This is a genomic window from Methylocystis echinoides, assembly GCF_040687965.1.
GTDB classification, from domain to species: Bacteria; Pseudomonadota; Alphaproteobacteria; order Rhizobiales; family Beijerinckiaceae; genus Methylocystis; species Methylocystis echinoides_A.
Map to the genome: position 1 here is coordinate 2,985,721 of NZ_CP156084.1, position 24,201 is coordinate 3,009,921.

The 24,201-nt window shown below is 64.5% G+C and carries 25 protein-coding genes and 1 tRNA gene; 8 read left to right on the forward strand and 18 right to left on the reverse strand.

Going from position 1 to position 24,201, the window contains the following annotated elements:
• Positions 1-1,599 (reverse strand): MFS transporter, encoded by a 1,599-nt coding sequence (locus tag RVU70_RS14660; RefSeq protein ID WP_363347546.1) that lies wholly within the window; start codon positions 1,597-1,599, stop codon positions 1-3.
• A gap of 478 nt (positions 1,600-2,077) precedes the next feature.
• On the opposite strand from RVU70_RS14660, the gene nhaR reads away from it, so the two are divergent.
• The gene (gene nhaR / locus RVU70_RS14665; protein WP_363347548.1) at positions 2,078-3,013 is read left to right on the forward strand and encodes a transcriptional activator NhaR; all 936 of its coding nucleotides are present in this window, start codon (positions 2,078-2,080) and stop codon (positions 3,011-3,013) included.
• On the opposite strand, the gene RVU70_RS14670 is transcribed toward nhaR, so the two are convergent.
• The 3 genes from RVU70_RS14670 to amoC all read right to left on the reverse strand — a co-directional run bounded on the left by RVU70_RS14670 (position 3,010) and on the right by amoC (position 5,546).
• The gene (locus RVU70_RS14670) at positions 3,010-4,083 is read right to left on the reverse strand and encodes a 5-(carboxyamino)imidazole ribonucleotide synthase (protein WP_363347550.1); all 1,074 of its coding nucleotides are present in this window, start codon (positions 4,081-4,083) and stop codon (positions 3,010-3,012) included. The genes nhaR and RVU70_RS14670 overlap by 4 nt on opposite strands.
• Positions 4,084-4,085: 2 nt before the next feature.
• Positions 4,086-4,550, reverse strand: a complete 465-nt coding sequence (gene purE / locus RVU70_RS14675) for a 5-(carboxyamino)imidazole ribonucleotide mutase (RefSeq protein ID WP_363351350.1) — start codon at positions 4,548-4,550, stop codon at positions 4,086-4,088.
• Positions 4,551-4,775: 225 nt separating this feature from the next.
• Entirely contained in the window at positions 4,776-5,546 is a 771-nt protein-coding gene (amoC, locus tag RVU70_RS14680) for a bacterial ammonia monooxygenase, subunit AmoC (RefSeq protein WP_363347552.1), read from the reverse strand.
• Positions 5,547-5,707: 161 nt separating this feature from the next.
• Here amoC and RVU70_RS14685 point away from each other — a divergent pair, with 161 nt between their 5' ends.
• Entirely contained in the window at positions 5,708-6,694 is a 987-nt protein-coding gene (locus tag RVU70_RS14685) for a helix-turn-helix domain-containing protein (RefSeq protein ID WP_363347554.1), read from the forward strand.
• Positions 6,695-6,703: 9 nt separating this feature from the next.
• Here RVU70_RS14685 and RVU70_RS14690 read toward each other — a convergent pair whose 3' ends face one another.
• Both RVU70_RS14690 and crcB read right to left on the reverse strand, forming a co-directional pair.
• Positions 6,704-8,053, reverse strand: coding sequence for a 4Fe-4S dicluster domain-containing protein (locus RVU70_RS14690; RefSeq protein ID WP_363347556.1), 1,350 nt, complete (start codon positions 8,051-8,053; stop codon positions 6,704-6,706).
• Positions 8,054-8,098: 45 nt separating this feature from the next.
• On the reverse strand, positions 8,099-8,530 hold the full coding sequence (gene crcB, locus RVU70_RS14695) for a fluoride efflux transporter CrcB (RefSeq protein WP_363347558.1): 432 nt from the start codon (positions 8,528-8,530) through the stop codon (positions 8,099-8,101).
• A 157-nt stretch (positions 8,531-8,687) separates the two neighbouring features.
• Between crcB and RVU70_RS14700 the strand changes: the two genes are divergently transcribed.
• Complete coding sequence (locus RVU70_RS14700; protein WP_363347560.1) at positions 8,688-9,890, forward strand: sodium:proton antiporter; 1,203 nt, start codon at positions 8,688-8,690, stop codon at positions 9,888-9,890.
• Here RVU70_RS14700 and RVU70_RS14705 read toward each other — a convergent pair.
• The 4 genes from RVU70_RS14705 to RVU70_RS14720 form a co-directional block, all read right to left on the reverse strand.
• Positions 9,884-10,123 (reverse strand): hypothetical protein, encoded by a 240-nt coding sequence (locus RVU70_RS14705; RefSeq protein ID WP_363347562.1) that lies wholly within the window; start codon positions 10,121-10,123, stop codon positions 9,884-9,886. The two genes, RVU70_RS14700 and RVU70_RS14705, sit on opposite strands and share 7 nt — an antisense overlap.
• Positions 10,124-10,217: 94 nt before the next feature.
• The gene (locus RVU70_RS14710; protein ID WP_363347564.1) at positions 10,218-10,436 is read right to left on the reverse strand and encodes a DUF465 domain-containing protein; all 219 of its coding nucleotides are present in this window, start codon (positions 10,434-10,436) and stop codon (positions 10,218-10,220) included.
• An 82-nt stretch (positions 10,437-10,518) separates the two neighbouring features.
• Positions 10,519-11,946: a protein adenylyltransferase SelO gene (locus RVU70_RS14715; protein ID WP_363347566.1), complete on the reverse strand. Its 1,428-nt coding sequence runs from the start codon at positions 11,944-11,946 to the stop codon at positions 10,519-10,521.
• A 126-nt stretch (positions 11,947-12,072) separates the two neighbouring features.
• Positions 12,073-12,252, reverse strand: coding sequence for a DUF465 domain-containing protein (locus RVU70_RS14720; RefSeq protein WP_363351352.1), 180 nt, complete (start codon positions 12,250-12,252; stop codon positions 12,073-12,075).
• A 286-nt stretch (positions 12,253-12,538) separates the two neighbouring features.
• Here RVU70_RS14720 and RVU70_RS14725 point away from each other — a divergent pair.
• Positions 12,539-12,613: transfer RNA gene (locus RVU70_RS14725), tRNA-Val, on the forward strand.
• Here RVU70_RS14725 and RVU70_RS14730 read toward each other — a convergent pair.
• Positions 12,592-12,834, reverse strand: coding sequence for a hypothetical protein (locus tag RVU70_RS14730; RefSeq protein WP_363347568.1), 243 nt, complete (start codon positions 12,832-12,834; stop codon positions 12,592-12,594). The genes RVU70_RS14725 and RVU70_RS14730 overlap by 22 nt on opposite strands.
• An 11-nt stretch (positions 12,835-12,845) precedes the next feature.
• The gene (locus RVU70_RS14735; RefSeq protein ID WP_363347570.1) at positions 12,846-13,085 is read right to left on the reverse strand and encodes a hypothetical protein; all 240 of its coding nucleotides are present in this window, start codon (positions 13,083-13,085) and stop codon (positions 12,846-12,848) included.
• Positions 13,086-13,339: 254 nt separating this feature from the next.
• Between RVU70_RS14735 and RVU70_RS14740 the strand changes: the two genes are divergently transcribed.
• Positions 13,340-13,594 carry a hypothetical protein gene (locus RVU70_RS14740; protein WP_363347572.1) on the forward strand — a complete coding sequence of 85 codons (255 nt, stop codon included), beginning with the start codon at positions 13,340-13,342 and terminating at the stop codon, positions 13,592-13,594.
• On the opposite strand, the gene RVU70_RS14745 is transcribed toward RVU70_RS14740, so the two are convergent.
• Positions 13,595-14,398: a hypothetical protein gene (locus RVU70_RS14745; RefSeq protein ID WP_363347574.1), complete on the reverse strand. Its 804-nt coding sequence runs from the start codon at positions 14,396-14,398 to the stop codon at positions 13,595-13,597.
• Between the two features lie 748 nt (positions 14,399-15,146).
• Between RVU70_RS14745 and RVU70_RS14750 the strand changes: the two genes are divergently transcribed.
• Complete coding sequence (locus tag RVU70_RS14750) at positions 15,147-16,241, forward strand: alpha/beta hydrolase (protein ID WP_363347576.1); 1,095 nt, start codon at positions 15,147-15,149, stop codon at positions 16,239-16,241.
• A 281-nt stretch (positions 16,242-16,522) separates the two neighbouring features.
• On the opposite strand, the gene RVU70_RS14755 is transcribed toward RVU70_RS14750, so the two are convergent.
• Positions 16,523-16,729, reverse strand: coding sequence for a hypothetical protein (locus RVU70_RS14755; protein ID WP_363347578.1), 207 nt, complete (start codon positions 16,727-16,729; stop codon positions 16,523-16,525).
• A 294-nt stretch (positions 16,730-17,023) separates the two neighbouring features.
• Here RVU70_RS14755 and RVU70_RS14760 point away from each other — a divergent pair, with 294 nt between their 5' ends.
• Positions 17,024-18,553, forward strand: coding sequence for a PLP-dependent aminotransferase family protein (locus RVU70_RS14760; RefSeq protein WP_363347580.1), 1,530 nt, complete (start codon positions 17,024-17,026; stop codon positions 18,551-18,553).
• A gap of 108 nt (positions 18,554-18,661) precedes the next feature.
• On the opposite strand, the gene haoB is transcribed toward RVU70_RS14760, so the two are convergent.
• Both haoB and RVU70_RS14770 read right to left on the reverse strand, forming a co-directional pair.
• Positions 18,662-19,627, reverse strand: a complete 966-nt coding sequence (gene haoB / locus RVU70_RS14765; RefSeq protein ID WP_363347582.1) for a hydroxylamine oxidation protein HaoB — start codon at positions 19,625-19,627, stop codon at positions 18,662-18,664.
• 124 nt (positions 19,628-19,751) lie between these two features.
• Positions 19,752-21,464 carry a multiheme c-type cytochrome gene (locus tag RVU70_RS14770; RefSeq protein WP_363347584.1) on the reverse strand — a complete coding sequence of 571 codons (1,713 nt, stop codon included), beginning with the start codon at positions 21,462-21,464 and terminating at the stop codon, positions 19,752-19,754.
• Between the two features lie 153 nt (positions 21,465-21,617).
• Here RVU70_RS14770 and RVU70_RS14775 point away from each other — a divergent pair, with 153 nt between their 5' ends.
• Complete coding sequence (locus tag RVU70_RS14775) at positions 21,618-22,376, forward strand: metallophosphoesterase family protein (RefSeq protein WP_363347586.1); 759 nt, start codon at positions 21,618-21,620, stop codon at positions 22,374-22,376.
• On the opposite strand, the gene RVU70_RS14780 is transcribed toward RVU70_RS14775, so the two are convergent.
• Together RVU70_RS14780 and RVU70_RS14785 are read right to left on the reverse strand one after the other, a co-directional pair.
• Positions 22,373-23,356 carry a transketolase C-terminal domain-containing protein gene (locus RVU70_RS14780; RefSeq protein ID WP_363347588.1) on the reverse strand — a complete coding sequence of 328 codons (984 nt, stop codon included), beginning with the start codon at positions 23,354-23,356 and terminating at the stop codon, positions 22,373-22,375. The two genes, RVU70_RS14775 and RVU70_RS14780, sit on opposite strands and share 4 nt — an antisense overlap.
• On the reverse strand, positions 23,349-24,179 hold the full coding sequence (locus RVU70_RS14785; RefSeq protein WP_363347591.1) for a transketolase: 831 nt from the start codon (positions 24,177-24,179) through the stop codon (positions 23,349-23,351). The genes RVU70_RS14780 and RVU70_RS14785 overlap by 8 nt, the downstream gene beginning before the upstream one ends.
• Positions 24,180-24,201 lie beyond the last annotated feature (22 nt).

Consider the following 24,201-nt stretch of genomic DNA (forward strand, 5'->3'; position numbering starts at 1 on the left):
TCAGTGGTCCGCCGTCACGGCCGCTCTGCTCTCGATCTTCGTTTTGGCCGTCGCTTGCGCGGCATAGGCCGAAGGCTCCTTTTTGAGCCGGGCGAACCAGACCAGGACGCCCAACAGGAACATGATACAGGCGCCGAGAAGGAAGGCGTCGTTTAAGGCGAGAATGCCCGCCTGCTGGCGGATCAATCGCGCAATCTGCCGGCGGGCGACCGATTCGGACATGCCCAGCGACTGTAATTGTTGGGTCAGGGCGGAGAGCGTGTCCAGAGACGCGTAACGCCGGCCGCCGAGATATTCCGACAAATTGAGTTGATGCCATGGCGTGCGGCGAAAATAAACCACGCTTTGAAAGGCGATGCCGATGGCGCCGCCGACGAGGCGAAACAGCAGAAACTCCTCGGCGGCGCGTTTGTAGGTCTTGCCGGTGAGCCCATAGGTCGCGAGCGTCGACGTCGGGGCTGAGAGCGCGGCGACGCAAAAGCCGAGGAAAATGACCGGGATGACCAGCGCGTCGAACGAGGCGTGCTTGTCGAAGAGGCCGAGCCAGGTCAACACCACCGATGAACACATGCACATGAGGCAGATGACGAGCCGAACGTCGATCTTCTTGGAGATTTCATACATGACCGCCGCCAGCGGCAGGCCGGCGATCATCATGGTCAGATAGACGTGGCCGGCGATCGACGATGTGTAGCCGAGCAGGATCTGCATCTGTACGGAAAGAAGCGACATCAGCCCCTGAATGGTCAGGAAGCCGAAGAAGCCCGAAAGCACTCCCATGGCGTAACTCGACCGCGCGAACAGGCGCACGTCGATGATCGGATGACGCTCGCCCCATTCCCAGACGACGAAAGCCGGAATTGCGACGGCGACGAGAATAGCGTCCGCCGACAAAAGCGACGAGTCGAGCCAGTCGAAGTCGTTGCCCAGACTGAAGATCATCTGCACGCAGATCAATATGACGGCGAGCAGCGCAAAGCCGACGGCGTCGAAACGCACGATCTTGCGCTCGTAGCTGCGGCCATAGAGCAGCGCGCCGACAGTGGCCGAGATCAGAAAGCCGATTGTCGCATTGGCGTAAAAGAGCCAGCGCCAGGAAAAATATTCGGCCCAGAAGCCACCCAGAAAAACGGCGAGCGTATAGGGCAGAATGCCGAGCGCGGCCCAATAGCCGAGGCCGATCCGGTATTGCTTCTCGGGCAGTTCGCCGAGCGCCGCCGCCTGGCTGACGACGGCGAGGAAGCCGCCGAAGACGCCAAAGACGAAACGCGTCGGCGCATACATGAAGACCGAAAAGCTCGAGACGCAGATCAGCGAGGTGATCGCGTAGCCGAGATAGCCAAGAGTGAGAACGCGATAGTCGCCGTAACGGCCCGAGAGGATGCGCGCCAACGGCACGCCGAGCGCGACGCCGATGAGGTAGAAGGTCGTTCCCCAGGCGGCGTAACTCGGCGTTACGCCCTCGAGCGAGCCCGCCGAATAGGGGGTGAGGACGCTGTGGCCCGAGACATTGGACAAGACGTCGACATATCCCACGCCGAGCGCGAGGAGGAGCAGCAGAAGCCTGCCGCCGGTCAGCCGGTCGAATGAGGCCGTCATGGCGCCGCTGAAAGCCTGCGCACCGTCTCAGGCGCAGCAAAGCGGCCCCCGCCCGACGACATAGCGCTGGATTGCTCGGCCGGCTTCGTCTCCTCCCAAAGGCGAAGCGCGCGGAATGTCAGGCCAGAGAGTGACTTCGGGACAAGCGTCTCGGCCATGCGTTCAACGTAAATTCCGTGCGACTTTCCCGAACATAGAGAGAGGCTTTGCCGAGGGGAAATAGCCAGAACAAATATGATCGAGAGGTTTTACGGATGCGCCACGCGCGCAGGAGACGCCGCAGGCGGCGCGAAGAACCGGGAAGCGTCGGCGGATTGATGAGACGCGAGACCACTTTCGCCCGCTGGGCGATACAGGATACATGCAGCTCTCGGACCTCTCGACGCTTCCCGTCCCGTCATTTGCCAGTGTGGGGGTCGGGAGGCAAAGCAAATTTTATTATCCAGACGTTGCGCTATTTTAAAAATAGAATATTTCTGTGCAAAGCATAGGTATTTCCGATGGGCTCAGCATGGACCGGCTCAATTACCAGCATCTCTTCTACTTCTGGAACGTGGCTCGCGAAGGCAGCGTGACGCGGGCCAGCGAGAAGTTGCGACTGGCGCAGCCGACGATCAGTGGCCAGCTCGCGGTCTTCGAGGACGCGATCGGCGCGCAGCTCCTGCGAAAGGAAGGCCGCAAACTGACGCTTACCGAAAAAGGCCGCACGGTCTATCACTATGCGGATGAAATTTTCGCTTTAGGGCGCGAACTCACCAATACGCTGAAGGGCCATGCCGGGGCCATGGGCATGAGATTGAGCGTCGGCATCGCCGATGCGCTGCCAAAACTCATCGTCTATCGCTTGATCGAGCCGGCGCTCAACCAGGAGCAGCAGACTCAAATTGTTTGCCATGAGGACAAGGTCGAGCGGCTGCTCGCGGAACTCACGCTGCATGGCGTCGATCTCGTGCTGGCCGACACGCCGGCGACCACCGCAATCGGCGGGCGCGTCTTCAACCATTTGCTCGGGGAATGCGGCGTGGCCGTCTTCTCCGCGCCGCAGCTTGCCGCCCGATATTGCGAAAACTTCCCGAATTCGCTCGAGGGCGCGCCTTTCCTGTTCCCGACGCCTGCCACGGCGCTGCGCCGGTCGCTCGATCTGTGGTTCGAGCAGAGGCGCATTGCGCCCGCAGTACGGGCGGAGATCGAGGACAGCGCGTTGTTGAAAACGTTCGCCGCAGCCGGCGCAGGGCTTTTCGTCGCGCCCGTCGCCGTCACGGAGGCGATCGAGCGTCAATATGGCGTGGTGAATATTGGCGAGCTCGACGGGGTGACGGAAAGTTTCTACGCGATCACCCTGCGCCGAAAAGTGGATCATCCGGCGATCACGACCATATTGGAGAACGCGCGGGACTGGCTCGTCACCCCTTAGCGCTTCACCCGGGTGACATGGCCCATCTTGCGGCCAGGGCGCGACTCCGTCTTGCCATAGAGGTGCAGGCAGGCGCCGTCTTCGCGGAGAATGTCGGCCCATCTGTCGACGTCGGCGCCGATGAGATTTTGCATCGTCACCTGCCGCCCATGGCGGGTCGTGGCGCCGAGCGGCATGCCCGCAACGGCGCGCATATGCTGCTCGAATTGCGAGGTCACGGCGCCGTCGAGCGTCCAGTGCCCGGAATTATGCACGCGCGGCGCAATTTCATTGACGACGAGCCGCTCCCCGGACCCGTCGGCGACGACGAACATCTCCACCGCGATGACGCCAACGTAATCCGCGGCTTCGGCAATCTTCCGGGCCATCTCGACCGCCGCGCGCGCCGTCGCCTCGCTCATCGCGGCGGGCGCGGTCGTCACAGCGAGAATATGACGCTCGTGCACATTCTCGCAGACGTCATAGGCGCGAAACTCTCCGTCTAGCCCGCGCGCGGCCACGACCGAAACCTCCTTGGAGAAAGGCACGAAGCCTTCGAGAATGCAGGGTGCGCCGCCGAGCGCGGCGAAGGCCTCGGCGAGATCGACCCCCTCGCGGATTTGCGTCTGGCCCTTGCCGTCATAGCCGAACCGGCGCGTCTTGAGGATCGAGGGCCGTCCGAGCCGCGCCACGGCGCGCGCCAGGCTCTCTGCGTTCGTCACATCGGCGAAATCGGCGGTCGCGACGCCCAGCCCGCGCACGAATTCCTTCTCGATCAGCCGGTCCTGGGTGAGCGCGAGAACCTTCGGATTGGGTCGCACGGGCCGATGCGCTTCCAGAACTTCCGCGGTGCGGGCAGGAACATTCTCGAACTCGTACGTCACGACGTCGACCGACTCGGCGAAAGCGGCGAGGGCCGCCTCGTCGAGAAAATACGCTTTCGTATGGGCCGCGCAGACGTCGAAGGCCGGATCGTCGGCAACAGGGGAGAAAACGTGTGACTTCAGCCCCAGCCGCGCGCCGGCCAGCGCCAGCATGCGCGCGAGCTGCCCGCCGCCGAGAATGCCGATGGTTGCGCCGGGTTTCAGCATGGTCACGCCTCGTCGCGCGGCGTCTCCGCCACGCTCTCCGTCTGTTGCTTGCGAAAGGCCGCGAGTCGCGCCGCGAGCGCCTTGTCCGAACGCGCGAGAATGCTCGCGGCCAAGATCGCTGCGTTGATCGCCCCCGCTTTGCCGATGGCCAGCGTCCCGACCGGCACGCCGCCCGGCATCTGCACGATCGACAAAAGCGAATCCATCCCCTTGAGCGCGGCGGACTCGATCGGCACGCCGAGCACCGGCAGATTGGTCATGGAGGCCGTCATGCCGGGCAGATGCGCCGCCCCGCCGGCCCCGGCGATGATCACGTCGAAGCCCTCGGACTCCGCCCCCTTGGCGAAGGCCACGAGCCGGTCGGGCGTGCGATGGGCCGAGACGATCCGCGCCGCGCAGCCGACCTCGAGCGCGGCCAGCGTCTCGACGGCGTGGCGCATGGTCGCCCAGTCGGACTGCGACCCCATGATGACCGCGACGGGGGTTTTCGGCTTCGCCACTTGATATCCATCGGCTCGAGCGTGGGAAGCCATGCCGCATAGACGAAGGGGGGGCGGGATGCAATAGCCGCGCAGCCCCATCGGGCAGGGGTTGCAAACAGCCAGACGCGCCCCCCGACTGGGATCGGGAGGCGCGCGCTTCAACGACAGAGCGGGAAGGGGGCTTGGCCTCTGGCGCAGCCGCAGCCCGACTTATTCGGTCAGGAGAGCGACACCGTCCTTGCCGAGCAGACGATGGACGTTCAGCAGGAGCTGCAGCACGACGCCAAAGACGCCGAGCGCCATCCAGCCGAAGAAGACGAAGCCCCAGTGCAGCGGCGCGACGAACAGCTCCTCCATGAACCAGAAGGTATGACCCCATTCATTGAGGCCGACGTTCGGGATGATCATGAAGGGGCCGATCGAGACGATCAGATAGGCGAGCGAATAGCCCTTGGAGAAATAGGGAATGCGCGTCTTCGCGTGGAAGAAGCACCCCGCCGCCAGGATCGAGTAGATCGGATAGCTCATGTAGAACTCGATGATATGCGACGGGGTGAAATCCGTGTCGCGGATCACCGTCATATGCCAGGTGCCGTCCTGCTCGGTGAAGAAGGACGCGCCCCAGTAGATCGCCGCCGCATAGCAGACGAGCCATTTCACATTGTCCACGATGGCGCGCATTTCCTGACGCGGGGTCACGGTCGACATGTCGCGCACGCGGGTCTTCCAGAGATAGCCGGCGAGCGCCAGGCCCGAGATGAGCTCCAGTGGAATCTCCGACCAGAGGATCGACATCCAATAGGTCTGGAACTCCGGCGCGAAGGAATCGAGGCCGGCGCGCCAGCCGTAGATCTGCTCGTAGATGCGCACGATCAGGTAGAAGCCGTTGAGCAGGGCGAGCCCGATCCACATGCCCCTGAGATCGACGATGGGTTTGTCGACCGCGACGGCGCCTGCCGCCGTATGTGCTGATACGCTCATTTTGTATCCCTTTCATTTTGACCGCGACGCCAGAACGTCGCCAGCCACGGCGAGGATAAAGAGCGCTGCGCGCTTGCAAGCCTGGCGGATTTGCCATTACTGTGGCAAAGTCAGACAATGGTATTGCCAATTTCCAGGCAATTTCTGCCACGAGGGCCGTCATGGATATCGCCATTCTGGGCTACGACGACTGCTTGGGCCTCGGCTTCATCGGCGCGGCGGACCTTCTGCTCCTCTCGCGCCGCATGTTGAAAAAGAAGGATGCGCCAGAGCCGTATCGGGTTGTGACGGTCAGCTATGACGGCGCGCCCATTCGCGACGGGTTCGGACGCAGCCATGCGGTCGACGCCTCCTTTGCGTCCCTCGACAACTGCGCCGCCGTGATCGTGCCGCCCTTCTTCTGCGACGGCGAGCACGTCATGCCGCCGACGCCGGCGATCAGCGCCGCCGCAGGGTGGCTCAGGCGCCAGCACGCGCTCGGCGCCATTCTGGCCGCGTCCTGCAACGGGGTTTTTCTCCTCGGCGAAGCGGGGCTTCTCGACGGGCGCCGCTGCACGACGACCTGGTGGCGGCACGACGAATTGAAGGCCCGCTATCCGCGCGCCGACGCCGCGCGGGGCGCGTCCCTGATCGAGGATGGGCGAGTCGTCACCGCCGGCGGGCCGATGTCATGGATCGACCTCTCCTTCAACGTCATCCGCGCGCTGTGCGGTCCCGAGGCGGCCAAGAAGGCGGCCGACTTCACCGTCGTCGACACCGTTCCGGCGACTCAAACGATCTATATCCCGCCGGGCTATCTGACTGCTTCCAACTCCTTCCTTTTGGAGGCGGAACATGTCGTGCGGGGCGCGGGCGACGGCGCGCTCACCTCGGCGCAGCTCGCGCGGGCGCTCGGCCTTTCCGAACGGACGTTGCACCGCAGATTGAAGGACGCGACGGGAGAAACCCCCAAGCATTTCATCGACCGCGTGCGCTTCGAGGCGGCGCGCATGCTGCTCGAAACCACGAACAGCTCGGTCAAGCAATTGGCCTCGGCCTCCGGCTATGCGGACGAGACGAGTTTCAGGCGGGCGTTTCGGCGCTATGCCGGCATGACGCCCGGCGCCTATCGCTCCTGGTCGCAAGCGCGGCGCGGCGTGAAGGCCTGAAGCCGACTGTCAGGCCAGCGCGTCGCGCAGCACGAGCGCCAGATGTCGGGCGGGGCGGCCGCCGCCGTGTTCGATCTGGTGGCGGCAAGAGAAGCCATTGGCGATCACCGGCGTGTCGGGCGCCGCCGCGCGGACGGCGGGCAACAGCGAGAGTTCCGCCATCTGCATGGAGGCGTCGTAATGCTCCGCCTCGAGTCCGAAACTGCCGGCCATGCCGCAGCAGCTCGACTCCACGACATCGAAGGAGAAGCCCGGAATCCAGCTCAAGACCCTGCGGGTCGCCTTCATCACGCCGAAGGCCTTCTGGTGGCAATGGCCGTGCACCAGCGCCTTGGGCAGGTTCAGAGGTTTCAGCGTGAGGCGCAGGCCCTTGTTCTGATGCTCGCGGGCGAGGAACTCCTCGAAAAGATAGAGCTGCTTACCGAGTTCGCCGACCTGCGGGCCAAGCCCGAGACTGTATAGTTCGTCGCGCAGCGATAAGAGGCACGAGGGCTCGAGCCCGATGATCGGCGTGCGGGCGGCGATGGCGTCCTGGAAGGCGGCGAGCACGCGCTTGGCCTCGCCGCGCGCCTTTTCCACCATGCCGGTCGTCAGATAGGTGCGCCCGCAGCAGAGCGGCCGGTCGGGCTCGGCGTCGGTCGGCGCGGGCTTGGCGATGCGCACGCTGTAGCCCGCGTGGAGCAGCACCTCCGTCGCCGCTTCGGCGACGTCGGGCTCGAAATGGTGGCAGAACGTGTCGACGAACAGGATGACCTCGCCGCGTGCTCCCGTTGCGCCAGTCGTCGGCGCGGTTGGCGCGAAGGGCTTCTTCGGCAGCTCGGGCAGGGGACGGCTGGCGGTGACGCCAAGCCATGTCTCCGCGAATTTGGCGAGAGGACGGAAGCGGTTGCGCAAGCGGATCGCGAGGCGCAACAGTTCACGATGGCGTCCCGTCAATTCCGGCACGCCGCCGAAAAGGCGCGTGCGCAGCGGGACGCCCCGGATCTCGTGGCGCTGGGCGAGATATTCGGTCTTGATCAGCGTCATGTCGACGGCGCTGGGGCATTCCTTCTTGCAGGCTTTGCAGGAGACGCAGAGATCCATCGCTTCATCGAGCCGCGGGTCGGCGAAAGCGCGCGCGTCGGCGCCGTCATTCAAGGCCGCCTTGAAGGCCGCGACCCGGGCCTCGGTCGAATGCGCGCGATCCCCGGTGATGCGATAGCTCGGGCACATCACGCCCTTGCCGGTTTTCTGACAATCGCGGCTGTGCATGCAGACCGCCACGGCCTTGGCGTAATTGCCGCCCGTCGCGGGGATGCCGGAATAAGCGTCGCCCACGCCGTAGGTGTCGTAAGCCGACCAATCGAGGAAGGTTTTCATGCGGGGTCCGGTCTCCGCCCGCGGCGAAGCAAAATCTGCGCCCTCTTATCCTTCCTCTTCGATCGCGATCTGAGCGATCTTGACCGCCCCGCCGTTGAAGCAAGCGGCCACGTAATGCCCGACGGCGACGGCGGCGACGCAGAGCAGCACAGAGGCAGCCACGTTGATCGCGGCCCGAATGACGGCGCCGCTGCGCAGGAAGTCCAGCGTCTGCAAGCTGAAGGAGGAGAAAGTGGTGAAGCCGCCGCAGAGCCCGATCATCACGAACAGGCGGAGATCCTCCGACACGGGGAAGCGTCCCTCCGAGAGGGTGAGCGTCCCGAAAAAGCCGATGACGAAGGAGCCTGTCACATTAACGAGGATCGTTCCGAGCGGCAGCGTCTCGCTGATCGGAAGCATCCACAGCGCCAGCGCGTAGCGCGCCAACGCGCCTACGGCGCCGCCGAGCATGATCAGGAGACAGGTGACAAGCGACATCCGCGCCTCGCAACGGAGATGGTGAAACCTCTTGCGCCCTCGCCCCGTTCGACCGGCGCGGCCGATCTGCGCCGATTTTCATCGCGGCGACGTCTGGCTCGCGCTAGAACCGCCTCTCCTATTCTCTGAGGCAGATTTTTCGCCTATGGACGAGCAATTGACCCAAGCCGTCGCCACGCTGGCGGTGGCGATGATCGTCGCCATTGCGGCGCGGCGCGTAAAGCTTCCCTATACGGTCGGCCTCGTGATCGTCGGCGCCGTCTTGACGTTGTCAAGGCCCGACTTCGGCCCGCATCTGACGCATGAGGTCATCTTCGATCTCATCTTGCCGCCGCTCCTCTTCGAGGCCGCCCTGTCGCTTTCCTGGCGGGAGCTCTTGCGCGACTCTCTGCCGCTGCTGACGCTCGCCGGTCTTGGCACCGTGATCTCGGCGGCTTTCGTCGCCTGGGCCAGCGTAGCGCTGCTGCATTGGCCCTTGCCGTCCGCCCTCGTCTTCGGCGCGCTGATTGCGGCGACCGATCCCGTGGCCATCATCGCCATGTTCAAGGACAATGGCGTGAAGGGGCGGCTGCGGCTCCTGGTCGAAAGCGAGAGTCTGCTCAACGACGGCGCCGCCGCCGTGCTGTTCGTGATGGCGCTGGCCTGGGCCGAGGGCCACGGCGCCGGCGAGGGGGCCGGAGATATTGCGCTGACCTTGGGGCGCATCGTGCTGGGCGGGGTCGCCGTCGGCGCGCTCACCGGGGGCGCCGCGATCCTCATCGCCATGGGCACCGCCGAGCATATGATCGAGGCGGCGCTCACGACCATCGCCGCCTTCGGTTCGTTCCTGATCGCCGAGCGCCTTCATGTCTCGGGCGTGCTCGCCACGGTGACGGCGGGGCTAATTATGGGCAATCTCGGCCTCTTGCGGGAGGACAATCGCAGCTATCTCTCCTACAAGGGGCGCGAATTCGTGCACGGCTTCTGGGAGTTCGCGGCCTTCCTGGCGAACTCCATGGTTTTTCTCATGATCGGCGTCGACGTCGCCTCAACTCCGTTCCTGAATTACGGAGCGCCGCTCATCTTTTCGGTGATCGCCATCGTGCTCGCCGCCCGCGCGCTGACCGTCTACCCGCTGAGCGCGCTGTTCCTGTTCTCGCGCTGGCGGATCAGCTTCCCCGAGCAGCATGTGCTGTGGTGGGGCGGATTGCGCGGGGCGCTTGGCCTCGCGCTCGCGCTGTCCCTTCCGGACACGCTGCCGCTGCGCGACATGATCGTCGTATCGACCTTTGCGGTCGTCGCCTTCTCCATCGTCGTGCAGGGCCTCACCATGCCGCTGCTGCTGCGCGCGCTGGGCTTCATGCCCGGCCCCGTTCAGTGACGGAAGAGAAAGAACCGTAAGATCGTCAGGGTCGACGCGACGCTTGCAACGCCGAGCAGCGCTCTCACGACCAAAAATGTGCGAGCGCCCTCCGCCGCCGCGCCGGCGTGTCTGTGGCCGGCGATCCTTCCCAGACGGGTCTCGAAGCGATCGGCGGAACCCCCCGGCGGGCGGCGACGCGGGCCAGGCGCATTGTTGAAGCCGGAGTGGAGCGAAAGGTTGAAACTCGGCATGGCTGTTTCCCGCTTTTGAACCGGAGCGGGGCCGCTCTGTCCCGGATGGGGACATTCGGACCGCTCTCGGTCACAGGCTTCAAGCCGCGTGCCGTCAGGCGATGATGTCGGGGGTAATCTGGTCTTCGAGGAAGACGATGCGGTCGCGCAGAACGAGTTTGCGCTTTTTCAGCCGCTGGATTTGCAGTTGGTCCGGCGCGCCGACGGCGATAAGCGCCTCGATCGCCGCCTCGAGATCGTGATGCTCCAGCCTCAGACGCTCCACTTCGGCGCGGATGGCGTCCTGATCGGCCTCGCTGGGATTGTCGTTCATGCCGCAACTACCGCCGAAGGCGTCCAGAATCAGTGTCTCGATTATCGCGCCGGGGCCCAGCCTGGTTCAAGCGGAAAACGCCTCAGCTCGAAGCAAAGCCATAGGCTTCGCGCATGTCTGCAATCTCCGTGAGCTTCCTCGTCAGCGCCGACCAGTCGTCCGCCTCGGCGATCGGGCTCCAGATCGCCTCGACCTCGTCGATGAGCATGGAGCAGGGCGCGGACCGGCGGAAATAGGGGTGATCCAGCCGCGCGTCGGCGGCGGTCTCATGCTCGGCGAAGGCGTCGCGCACGGGGACGAATTCCGGCGTCTCATAGAAGGCGGCGGAGGCGCTGGCCTTGGCGCGCCCGGCGCTGGCGAGGCCGCCGCGCCAGTCGAAGAAGGCCTGTTCGAAGGGGGCCCGGGTCGACATGAGAAAATCGGTGAAGGCCTTGGACAGGCGGGCGTCGGCCTCTTCCCCAGCCGAGACGAGGCCCAGGCGGCGGAGCAGGACGACGCGAAACGCCTTTTGGATTGCGACGGCGAAGCCGTCGAGCGTCCGTTGCGCCGCCTCCAGTCCCGTCAAATGCAGCAGGCATTCGGCGAGCCGCGCGAGGTTCCAGGCCAGCGCGCTCGGCTGGCGACCGAAGGCGTAGAGGCCGCTCTCGTCGAAATAGGCGGCGGTGAATTGCGGATCATAAGTGGGCGCGAAGCGCCAGGGGCCGTAATCGAAACTCTCGCCGGTGACGTTGATGTTGTCCGAATTGAGCACCCCGTGGACGAAGCCCGCCGCCATGTAGCCGGCGCCGAGCCGCGCCACGCGCTCGGCGACCTCCTCCAGAAAGGCGCGCGCCCGCTCCGGCGGCGGGAGGGGGGCGAGCGCGGGGAAGTAATGACGACAGACATACTCGAGCAGCCGGTCGATCGCCGCCTTGTCGTCATGGAAGGCAAGGCGCTGGAAGGTGCCGATGCGAATATGCGAATGCGACAGGCGCACCATCACGCTCGAGCGCGTGGGTGAGGGCTCGTCGCCGCGGAGCAGCGCCTCGCCCGTCTCGATCAGGCTGAAGGTCTTGGAGGTGTCGACGCCGAGCGCCTCCAGCATTTCCGTCGCCAAAATTTCGCGAACGCCACCCTTCAGGGTAAGCCGTCCGTCGCCGCGCCGCGACCAGGGAGTCTGGCCGCTGCCCTTGGTGCCGAGGTCCAGCAGCCGACCATCGGCGCAGTCGCGCAGCTGGGCGAAGAGAAAGCCGCGGCCGTCGCCGAGTTCCGGATTGTAAACGCGAAACTGGTGGCCGTGGTAGCGCAGGGCGAGCGGCTGGGGCAGACTGCCCGGCAGCGGCTCGAAGCGCCCGAAATGCGCAATCCATTCGGGGTCGGTCAGGCCGTCGAGGCCGACGCGCGCCGCCCAGCGCTGGTTTCGGTAGCGCAGCAGGGTCTTGGGGAATTGGGCGGCTTCAACCCGGTCGAAGAAGGGGTCGCCCAGGCTCTCGTGAAGAGTCTCTGGACAATAGGTCTCGGTGAGGGGCATGGGAGGGTCTCGTAGGGGCGTCGTGGCCCGCGAGCAAGGGGCGCGCCAAAAAATTAAGGCGGAGGGACCCCTCCGCCTATATCGAGATACCCTTATCCTGAGAGGCTGCGAGAGCGGGAACGCCCGCTAATGGCGCGTTTCGCTAATCTCCAGCTTGGCCAATTCGTCTTTGATCTGCAGCTTTTTTCGCTTCAATTCGATGATCTTCGCGTCGTCGGCGTTTGGATGCAGCTGCTCTTTTTCGATTTCCTTTTCGAGCGCCTCGTGGCGGCGTTGGAGTTCGACGATATGACCCTGTAAGGACATGCGGAACCTCCTCTTTAGCCCCCCTCCTGCGAGGGGCGGCACGGTCAAGCATGACACATCCGGAGCCGCCTGCAAGGCATGAATTGTCGCGGGCGTCACAAAACTTTCGCTGCGGCGCCACAGACGCTTAACAATTGGTGAGCCCGCCTTGGACGAGACGGGCTGGAAGCCGCTCTCGGGCGCCCCGTCGGCCGAATGATTTTTCATCACAAAGGCGCTTGCGCCCCGCCGCGTCCGCCACTATACACACGCCACCCGAACCGCCGCCGAGGCGGACCCCGGCAGGGGGCGCGTAGCTCAGCGGGAGAGCACTACGTTGACATCGTAGGGGTCACAGGTTCAATCCCTGTCGCGCCCACCATCAGCAATCAAAATGCACCGCCATCTGAACGCAAGCTCGCTCGTCGCGAGTCTGTTGCGCGCCATCGCGCCGCTGCGTCTGCGAGACACAAAAAACCCGGCGACGGGCGCCGGGTTAGTTTGGAGATAAGGAACCAGTTGCTGACGCTGGTCAAAAGCAGAACCGTCGAGCATCAGGATTGTTCCGCCCGGAGGCGAGAAAAACAGATCCCATCCGCTCACAGGCGACCGCCTCAGCGAGTCTCGCAGACGGTTACGGTTTTCATGCCAGTCTCGGCTTCCACGCGGCTCGGATAGCCGTGGGGGCCGACCACAACCATGCTTTCAGTCGTCGGCCTCCTTTCCACCACCGAGCACCGTTTCGTGCGTGGGTCCTGCACGACATACCATTCGTCGACCGGCTGGGCCGAGGCCGAAAAAGAGACCGCCAAAGCCGCCGTCGCGGCAATGATCATCAGACACTTACGGAACACGACCAATCCTCCCTGTTCCCCGATCGAAAAACCGCCCGGGGCGTTTCCCTGTTCCGGGGTCGAAGAGGAACGTTTTGGCGTCGATCGCCATAATCGAGATGGGGGTGACGTCGTTTCCCTACCGCGTGCATGGCGTTCTGAGCCGGGGCGTTGGCGTTTCTGTCAGCGGCGTCCAGTCGTCCCACTAGACCAAAAAGTTAGACCTTCGCGAGCGCGGCTCTATGTCGTTCTTGGCTCCAATTTGGAGAAAGGCCATGAACGCATTGCTGGAAATCGTAGAGTGGTGCCGCCAGGAGCGGCAGCGGGCGCGAAAGCTGATCGTCTCGCTGGAAACGGGGCGGTGCCGGCTCGGAGAGGACCGCGGCCATGGGTGGGCGGACGTCACCGCTGCGACGCTCTCCCGTTTGAAGCTCCATATGGAAGAGCTCGACGATATGCTGGAGCAGTATGAAGCCGAGCGCTCCCGCGGGTCGGGCTCGCAATCCTCGGACGAAAGACGCGTGAGCTGATCAGCGCGCCGGGAGGGGCGGGACCCGCTCCGGCGCCCCAGCGGCGGCCCTGGCGTAGCCGGCGATCGACGCGGCTGCGTTAGACAGCGGCTCCGCGCTGACCCGAACCGACCCGGAGTCCGGCCGGTCGATGTCCTGAATGAGCAGGATCACCGCGGCGACGAGGATCGTGACGAGATAGACCGGAAGCCGCCAGCGCTTCCGCTCCAGGCCGCTCGCATATCCCGTGAAGCCGATGGCGAGGGCGGCCATGCCGTAGAGCGCAACGATGATGACGTGCGGCACCCGGTGGCGGAAGGCGGTGAGCCGGCCTTCGTGGGCGTCGACCATGTCGTTGAGCGCCTGAATATAGAGCCCCGTCGGAACCATGGCGTTGTCCCTGGCCGCCGCGGCCCGGACAACGCGCCAAAGGCGCTCCTGCAGCTCATTCGATCGCGCTATCGCGGCCTCGGTGGGCGTCGACGCGACATTCGCGGCGTCGGATCGTATGGCGACATAGTCCCGCAGCAGGTCGAGACTCTCGGCGGCATAGGGGGAAGGCAGAAGCCGCGCGCGGAGGGCGGCCGTGCCGATGGCGTTGGCCTCCTTGAGCGTCGCCGCGCGCCGCTCGTCGAAGCGCGTGACGGCCATGGCGAAGGAGAAGCTCAGCATCAGCGCGAGAAGGCCCAGGATCGAGGCTTCGATCGTGGCGATGTTGGCTTCCCGCCGACTGCCCAGGGCAAGCCAGTGGCCGGTTTCAGAAGCAATCCCGAAGAGCGCGACGCTCAGCAAAAAGATGGCCCAAAGCGGCGCGTCTTCGAACATGTCTCTATGCCCCAACCTCTATGGCCGGAACTTTATCGCCGCGCAGCCAACGCCGCCATGGCCAGGCTACTCGACGCTCGTGAGGTCGAGAAACATGTGCACTTTTACAGCGATGTTGATGACGGCCAGCCCGAGGCCCATAAAGATCGCCACAAACACGGCCCAGAAACGCGGATCGGAATGCATAGGCGTTCTCCCCCACGCCGCAGGCGGAAGGATGCCCGCCCGATCAGCGCCAGACAAGGGGAATTTCGGCCCCCCAGGAGAGAGACGGCCGATCGGTCGCCCCGGCGGAAGCCGGACCTCCCGCTACGCTGAGAGTCGAAAACAGGCCTTGGTTTCGAACCGCGTTCCAAGAACCATCGCGAGCCCATTGCAAAAGGGCCGCAAGTCATCATTTTGCAGGGCAGGGAAGAAAAGCGCGCCTGCGCGGCAGGCGAGGCGCGGTCCGGCGCATGGGGGGCCCACGCGCCGGACCTGACCACTCGAAACGGGCAGAGAATCGAGCGGCTTGAGCTTGACTATAGCGAGGGACCTTGCGCGTACCAAGCGTCAACCTTCCGTTAAGGTTTAGGATAAGGTGGAATTGGACATGGAATCATGAGGTTGCTTGGCGCTACATCTTTGATTGCGCTGCCACTTTGTTCGCTTGGCGCAGATTTGCCGCAGATCGTCGTAGGGTTCCGGACGGCCGCGCGGGGTTCTGCAAGGGCCGCGTATGGTGGTCGATAGACTGTTAGGATCGGGCGTGAAGACCATCCCCGTTTCCCTCTTGCTGTGCGGCCTAATCGCGCTCGCGCCCGTCGCGTGGGGCAAAATTCTTTTGCCCTCGGGGGCGACCCAATCCGCCGCCGCCGACAACGCCGTGGCCGGGCCGCGTCGGGTTCCCGCCCGCGTCCTTCCTGTGCCGGGCGACGTGAGCAAGCAATTGCAGGCCCTCATCCGCGCGCCTTATCCCGCAAATGTGCTGACGCCGCCGCCGAATACAAATGAAGCGTGGGCGGCGCTAGACAAGCAATTCAATATGGATTGGTCGAAGACGCTCGCCGAGTTGCGCAAGTCGCTCAAGGTCAGCGTCGAGCCGGCGACAATTGCGGGCGTGAAAGCCTATATCGTGACGCCCGCCGCTTTGCCCTCCAGCAACCGCAATCGGCTGCTCGTTCATCTGCATGGCGGCGGCTTTGTCGCGGGCGGCGGCGAAGCGGCGACCACGGAAGCGATCGTGATGGCCGGGATCGGCGGCTTCCGGGTCATTTCAATCGATTATCGCATGCCGCCGCAGGCGCCGTTTCCAGCTGCTCTGGACGACGCGCTGACCGTCTGGGAGGCCCTCGCGCAGACGGTGAAGCCGCAGAATATGGCGATCTTCGGGGCGTCGGCCGGGGGCGGGCTGGCGCTCGCGACGGTCTTGCGCGCCAAGGACGAGGGCCTGCCGCTGCCGGCGGCTGTTGCCGCGTTGACGCCCTGGTCGGACCTCAACAAGGTGGGCGACAGCTATTACGCCAACGAATATGTCGACAACATGCTGGTGACGTGGGACGGATGGCTTGCCGCCTCGGCGCAGCTCTACGCCAACGGCCACGACCTGAAGGATCCCTATCTTTCGCCTGTTTATGGCGATTTCAAAAACTTCCCGCCGACGATCCTGACCGCTGGGACCCGCGATCTGTTCTTATCCAATACCGTGCGCGTCCATCGTAATATGCGCCGCGCCGGCGTCTTCGCCGATCTCAATGTCTATGAAGGCATGAGCCACGGACAATTCGCCGGCCCGGATGTGCCTGAGTCCCGCGAGATCTTCGAAGAAATCGCGCGCTTTTTCGACGCGCGGCTGGGGCAGTGACCTCCGACCGGTCAGCCGTACATCCAGCCGACGAGCACAGCCCCGATGAAGAAGCCGATGAAGCCGATAAGAACAACTCTGAAAAGCCCGTCGGGCATTGGCCCTCTCCCTCTCAGCAAAACGGCCCGTCGCTCCATCCGCGCTCGGGCCGCTCGTTCCGGCGACCCTGAAGGCTCGCCCGTTTTGCAGAAATAGGGAGTCGCGCGGCGGCTGACAAGCAGCCTGCGACGCGCTTGCTGGATCGGGGCTTCAGTGGCCGCCATGCGCTGGCCACGCCCGGGTCAATCTCGCGCCGCCGCCTTGAGCTCGAGCTGCGACGGCTTCTCGGACTGCGCAACGACCGCCTCGTCGGCCTGGAGGGCCTTTACTGCGCGCGAGGCGTGTTCGACGCGATGCTTGGCGGGAGCGCCGACGCTCGTGACAAAGCCGAGGGCGAGAAAGCCGACCCAGAAGGCCGTCGGCACGATTTTCGATTTTGCGAGCGACACTGTCCCCTCCCCGGCGTTTGTTCGGGTTCTTATGTGGTTCGCAGCTTTTCGCAGGACGGCGGCTTTGGAAAGCGCCAGCCGCGCGCCTGTTGGTGGAGCCAGTGGGGGGATTAGCGATTTTTTGACGATTTCGCGCATTCAGCCGTTGGTTGCGCTTTTTGGTCGCGGTCTTTGCGGTTGTGGTTCCACTGGAACCATGCGTCGTGGCTCTATGCGGTTGCGTTAGGCCGCCTTAACCCTGCAGTCACGGCAGTCCAGATCGCTTGCGTTAACCATGGACGAACAAAGCACATGATGAGCATCGCCACACTCGGTCGTACGTCTCCGGTCATCAGAAGCGGCCATGTGCAGCTGTCGATCATCTTGAGAGAGTCAGAGAAATCGACGCTGCAGACGCAGATTTTCGATCAGATCCGCACCATGATTCTCAACGGCCAGCTGCGGGGCGACGATCCCTTGCCAACCACGCGCGAATTGAGCGTGCAGCTTGGCGTCTCCCGCAACACGGCCGTGCTCGCCTATGAGCGGCTGATCGCCGAAGGCTATATTCGCACCAAGCCCTATGTCGGGACCTTTGTGTCGCCCGATCTTCCGGACACGGCGTTCCTCTCCGCCGGCGAGACGACGGCGACGCCCCCGCCGATGCAGGTGACGGACGGGTCAGGCGCCGGCGAGGAGGCGCCGCATCTGCGCACGCATCGGCTCGCGGACCCGAACCGCCGCCGGCTCGCCGCGGATTTCTGGGTCGGCCGTCCCGACGCCCGCACTTTCCCGATGAAGGCGTGGTCGCAACACATCAAGGCGCGGCTCAAGTCCGCAGGATCCAAGTTGACGAGTTACAGCGATCCTGCGGGCCTGCTCGAGCTGCGTCAGGCCATCGCCAAACATCTTGCGCCCGCGCGCGGCGTGGTTTGCGATCCGGAACAGATCATCATTGTCGGCGGCTGCCAGGATGGTTTCAATCTCGTCGGGCGGCTTCTTGTGCATCCGGGCTCCACGGCCGTCGTCGAGAGCCCCTGCTATCAGGGCGCGGCTTTCGTTTTGGAAAGTCTTGGCGCCAAGCTGCATCCCGTGCCGATCGACAGGGACGGGCTCGACGTCACGCAATTGCCGCATGTGAACGGCGCGGTCGCTTATGTCACGCCCTCGCATCAATATCCGGTCGGCGTGACGATGAGCCTGCAGCGGCGCATCGAGCTTCTGTCCTGGGCGACGCAATATGACGCCTACATCATGGAGGACGACTACGACAGCGACTTCCGCTTCGTGGGCTCGCCGCTGACCGCGCTCAAGGGTCTCGATCGCAACGAGCGCGTCATCTATCTCGGCACCTTCTCCAAATGCATGGGGCCGGGGCTGCGGCTCGGCTATGTGGTGGCGCCGCGCCGCCTCGTCGAGAGCTTCCGCCGCATGAAAATGTTGATGAACAACGGCCAGAGCTGGCTGGAGCAGGCGGCCATGGCGGATTTCATGGCGAGCGGCGAGTTCGGCCGCCATCTGCGCCGCATCCGCCAGCTCTACCGCGAACGCCGCGACGCGCTGCTCGGCGCTTTGCACAAGCATTTCGGCGAATGCGAAGTCTATGGCGAGCAGGCCGGCATGCATCTCGTCTGGAAATTGCCGGAGGGCTTTCCCAGCGCCGAGGAGGTCGAGGCGAAGGGCCTTGCCGCTGGCGTCGGCGTCTGTTCCCTCGCGACGGGCTCCGCTCTGCGCTTCGATAAGAACGACGGGGCCGACCGTTTGCTGATGCTGGGCTTCGTCGCGCTCTCCGAGAAGGAGATCGAGGACGGCATTGCGCGGCTCGCAGGGGCGTTGAAGGGGTAAGGCGGACCCGTCCGCAGCTTGAAGGCGAAGACCCTTCCGCAAGAAGGGTCGCCCCTGTCCCATTGACGGGGGGAGGGCGGCCGGCGCCCGGTGGGGTTCGCCGGAGCGTTAATTCAAACCGCCATCCTGCTTCAAACGGTAAACCCACCAGCCCTTGTGCTGATAGACGAGCTCCAGTTTTTCCAACTGCATCGGATTCGAGGTCGAGAAGGGCAGGAGCTTCGCCAGCAGCGTGTCGCTGTCGCCCTTCCGCTGAAAATAATGCAGCCTTGTCGCGCCGCCGATCGGCTCGACCGCGAAGCCGCCGTCGATCTTCTGTTCCCGCATCCACTGCGTCGCCGTTTTGATGACGCCATGCGATACGCCGGCGGAGGGGAAATCCTTATAAGCGACCGATAGGCGCTCCGGTCGCGCGGCGGCCGCCTTCCAAACATCGGAAATATGCACGGCGACATAGGCCGGCCTGCCTTGCGCCAGCTTCGCCAGCGCCGCGGCGCCCTGCTGCTCGTCGGAAAGAAGCGCGTCGATGAATTGGCCGAAGCTCTCCGCCGCCTGCGGCGCCGCTCCGGCGCCCCAGCGCTGGCGTTCGGCGGCGGCGCCTTCCGTCCAAGATCGCGGAATGAGAAGACCCCTCGCTTGCGGATCGTCGAGCGGCGCATCCTTCTTGGCCGCGGCGCGAATGCCGCGCGAGAGATCCCACCAGGCGAGCACGACGGCGCCCTCGGGCACATGCGCGGCGATCGCAGTCAACACTTTCGTGGCGTCCGAGGCGGAGACGTCGGCGAAGAGGATCGGCTCGGTTACTTCGTTGCGCCAAACGATCGGAGCCAGCCGTTCGCCATCACGCGCTACGAGACCTTGTGCGACCGGGCGGCGCTCTTCGGGGCTCGTAATCTCGATGCGTTGCAGCGCTGCGGGAGGCAGGTTGAGAGCCCCGATTTCTTTCGCGTCTTCCGTCGGGGCAGGGGCGAGGGTCAAGGCGTAATGCGAAGCCGGCCGCAAGGCGGAATAGCCGGCCCAGCCGAGGAGGCCGAGGCCCGCGACGAGCAGCGCCGCGCCAATGATGTTCCTCATAACCCCCTTCCCAACCCTGCACCGCCTCGCGGGAGACGGAGCAGAGCGTGGCCTTTTCTAGCAACGTAGATCGCAAGCGTTCCCTCTCCCGCGTCAGCGGGGGAGGGACAGAGAGGGGGCAAAGTCACGCCTTCTTCCGATCGCGCTTCATGAGCAGGCCGCCGCCGACGAGCACGGCAAGCACGCCCAGACCCGCGGCCCAGGCGCGGCGCGCCGGCGAGTCGAGATCATAAAGCTCGCCATGCTTCGTCCCGGAGATGCGCTTGAGTTCGGCGCGGATCGCCGCCGCCTCGCGCAGACGCGTGTCCTCGTCATTGATGCGCGCGGCGCTCTTGATGAGCTGCGACCAGCCTTCGGAATAGGTGTAGCCGCCGGGGTTCATATGGGCGAGCGCCTTATAGTGCTTGATCTGATGGTGCTCCCACATCTCGGCGAATTCATACTCCACAGCCGAGGGGTTGTTGCCCTTCTGCCAGAACAGCTGGAAGAAGCCGCCGGCCTCGTCTTTCTCCGGCGCCGGCGGCGCGGGGCGGTTGGTCGTCTGGCCGGGCAGCAGCTTGTCGTTGAAGAGCTTCACGAGAACGCTGCGCGATTTCTCGGTGATCTCGAGGCCCGAAATCACGCCCTTGTCCATGCCGTCGAGATAGGCGCGGGCGAAACTGTCTGAGTGACAGTTGGAGCAGGTGGAGACCCAGGACTCCTTGCGCTGCGTAAACCAGGGATGGTTCAGATTGTCGGCGATCTTGGGCATCGGCATGAAGGCCCAGCGCGCCTTGCGCACCATATTGTGCGTGAACTTGCCCTGATATTCCATGTGGCAGAACTGGCAGGTCGGGGCGTTCATATTGCCCTTCTCGAGCGCGTCGGCGAGGCGGGCGTTCCAGTCCCATTGATCGCCGCGCGCCTGATAGACCGTGCCGTGCTTCGAGAGCATATAGCCCTCAAATTCATTGTGATCGACGCCATTGTGGCATTGCGCGCAGGCCTGCGGCTTGCGGGCTTCGACGGCCGAGAACTCATGGCGCGTATGGCAAGAGTTGCAGGTCGTCTGCGGCGTGTGACAGAAGGTGCATCCTTCCGCGACTTCGCGCTGCTCCATCGCCGCCCAGATTGCGTTCTCGACATTGGCCTTGTAGGAGAGCGCGTGCGAGGGATGGCCGGGTTTCCACTGATCCTGCGGCCAGGTGAAGGTGTCGCGTTCCGACTCGCGTTCGGCGAACTGCTGCACATGGCACTGCCCGCAAGCGGCCGCATCCGGCATTTTCAGTTCGGCCTTATGGCTTCCGTGATCCTTGCCGACGCCAATGTGGCAGTCGATGCAGCCCACCTCCTTCAAGTTTTCGCCGGCCTTGAGCGCGCCCATCGAGTGGAGGTTCGCCTCGACCTCCTTGATCATCTCTTTTTTATAGGCGCGCGAATCCGTGTCCGGCAGCTTGCGGATTTCGTCGAGATTGCCGTGGACGCTCTTTTGCCAGCTATGCGCCCAGCCGGGCGTCGTCTGCTGGTGACACTCGACGCATTGCGCGCGCGAGGCGTCGACGTCGATTGTCTGCGGCGGCTTGTAGAAGCTCTGTGGGTTTAGGTATTTCGATATCGGAATGGGCTCCCAATATTTGGAGAGCGAGCCCTTCCCGGCGCCTTGGGCCTCGTCGTGATAGCGCTTCTCCAGCGCGTCATAGAGTTCCTTGGGCGTGGCTGTTTTGGAGAGGCCCAGCGCCTTGTAGGTTTCGTCAGGCGTTTCCGCCAAGGCTGGCGCAAGCGCAGCCATGATCGCGCCGACAAGCGCAAAAAGGCCGACGCCAAAGCGACGGCGGATAACCGCTCCAAAATTCAACATATTCCCCTCGGCGCGCGAGAATCCCCCTGTGGCCGCATTGTCGAATAGCGGAGCATCCAGAGGGAAGGACCACAGCTTCGGACGCAAATGGCGCCACTCGAGCTCCCGTCTTCCAGCGCTGCGCCGCTCGCCGCCAGCCGATTTGGAGAATAAATGAGAGAGTGGCCCGCGGTCGAGACGGAACGCAGCATGTCGAAAGCAAAAGCGCCCGAGGGCACGAGGATATACGCCATCGGCGACATCCATGGCCGCGCCGATCTTCTCGCCCGACTGGCGCAGCGGATCGACGCCGATCTATCGGCGCGTCCGGTCCGGGACGCGCTGACCGTCTTTGTCGGCGACTATGTCGATCGCGGCCTCGACTCGCGCGGCGTGGTCGAGCGTCTGGCTCGGGCGGATTTTCCGACGCGCATCGTGACGCTGCGCGGCAATCACGAGGACGCCATGCTGCGCTTCCTCGACGACGCGCCGTCATTGCCGCAATGGGTCAGTTTCGGCGGGCTGATGACGCTCGTCTCCTACGGCCTCGATCCCGGCGATGAAATGCGGCGCGGCGGGGCGCGGGGGGTTCAGGCGGCTTTTCTCGCGCGGTTTCCCGACTCACATCGCCGCTTTCTGGAAGAGACGGCTTATTCGGCGGAATATGGAGATTATTTCTTCTGCCACGCCGGCGTGCGGCCGCATGTGCCGCTCGAGCGGCAGGACCCCGGCGATCTGATGTGGATTCGCTACGAGTTTCTTCAATACAAGGGCGATTTCGGCAAAGTGATCGTCCACGGCCATACGCCGCATATGAAGCCGGAAAGCCTCGAGAACCGGATCAATCTGGACACGCATGCTTTCAAGAGCGGCGTGCTGACGGCCGTCGCGCTCGAGGGCGAGGAGCGGCGTTTCATCAACACCGCGCATTAGGCGCCCTCTCCAGCGGTCTCCCACTTCGCCTGCGCAGCCAATCTCGCCAAAGGCGCGCCTTCGGCGAGCGCCGCGACGATCGCCGCCTCCACCGCTTTGGCGTCCATCCCATAGCGTCCCCGTAAATAGGCCTGATCGCCGACGATCGTCGGAAATGCGTCGCAGAGCGCAATGCTTCTGAAGAAGCTTGCGCGCACGCCGGCCGTGATCAGCGTTTCGGCGACGGCCCCTTTGAGCCCGCCGATGCGGCTGTGTTCTTCGATCGTCACAATGCCGCCGGTTTCGCGCGCCGCCGCGAGGATCGCCGCCTCGTCGAGCGGCTTGACCGTATGCATGGCCTCGATCCGGCAGTCGACGCCCTGCGCGGCAAGACGCTCGGCGGCGACAAGCGCCTCCCGCAGGATCGCGCCTGTCGCGATGAGGGTGACGTCGGCGCCGTCGCGCACGCGGCGCGCCTTGCCCAGATGCGCGCGCTCGCCGTCGCGCCGCGCGACGCCCCCGGCGTCCTTGTCGATGCGCAGATAGGCGGGACCCTTCGTCCGGGCGATATCGCGGACGAGGTCCTGCGCCTCCCATGTCTCGGTCGGCGCCACGACGCGCATATTCGGCAGCGCGCGCATGATGGCGAGGTCTTCGGTCGCGAAATGCGACATCCCGAGCGGCCCGTAAGAAAAGCCGCCGCCGACCGCGACGATCGTCACGTCGCAATTATGGTAGCAGACGTCGTTTCGCACCTGTTCGAGGCAGCGCAAAGTCGGGAAATTGGCGATCGAATAAGTGTAGACGCGCCAGCCCGACAGCGCCATGCCGCAGGCGATGGACGTCATGTTCTGCTCGGCGACGCCGGCGTTGAGAAATTGGCTGGGGAAACGCGCGGCGAATCTGTCGATGACGCCGAAACCCAGATCGCCAGTAATGAGCATGACGCGCGGATCATCCGCGGCGATCTCCGTCAAGGTCTCGATGAAGGCGTCACGCATCGGGGCTCTCCAGCTCGGCGATCGCCGCCTCGAATTGCGCGCCGAGCGGGGCGCGATAATGCCAGGCCACCTCGTTCTCCATGAAGGAAACCCCCTTGCCCTTCGTCGTATGGGCGATGACGAGGCTCGGCCGTCCCTGAGCAAACGGCAGGCGGTCGAAGGCGGCGAGAAGTTGCGGGTGGTCATGCCCGTCGACTTCTGCGATCGACCAGCCGAAGGCCCGCCATTTGTCGGCAAAGGGCTCGAGCGCCAGCGTCTCGGCGACGGAGGCGAGGCTTTGCAGCTTGTTGTAGTCGATGACGGCGACGAGGTTGTCGAGCTTGTGATGCGCCGCAAACATCGCGGCTTCCCAGGTCGAGCCCTCGTCGCATTCGCCGTCCGAGAGGAGGGCGACGGCGCGCCACCTCTCGCCCGCGCGCTTCGCCGCCAGCGCCATGCCGGTCGCGACGTTCAGCCCATGCCCGAGCGCGCCGGTCGAAAGCTCCACGCCCGGCACGCCCTTGTGCGAGACATGGCCGGAGAAGATCGAGCCATTTTGGTAGTGCTGATCGAGAAGCGAGGGGTCGAAGAAGCCTGTTTCCGCCAGCGCCGCATAGACCGCCGCGCCCGCGTGGCCCTTGGAAAGCACGAAGCGATCGCGGTCGGGCTTTTTTGGATGTGCGGGATCGACATCGAGAGCCGCGCCATACAGCGTCGCCACAATGTCGGCGATGGAGAGCGCAGAGCCGACATGCGAGCTTCTCCCGCGACTGGTCATCCGGACGACGTCGAGGCGGATGCGCTTGGCGAGCGCGACCGTGTCGAAGTTTCGGGGCAAAGGCATAGGGTCTCCGCGCTTGGAATCG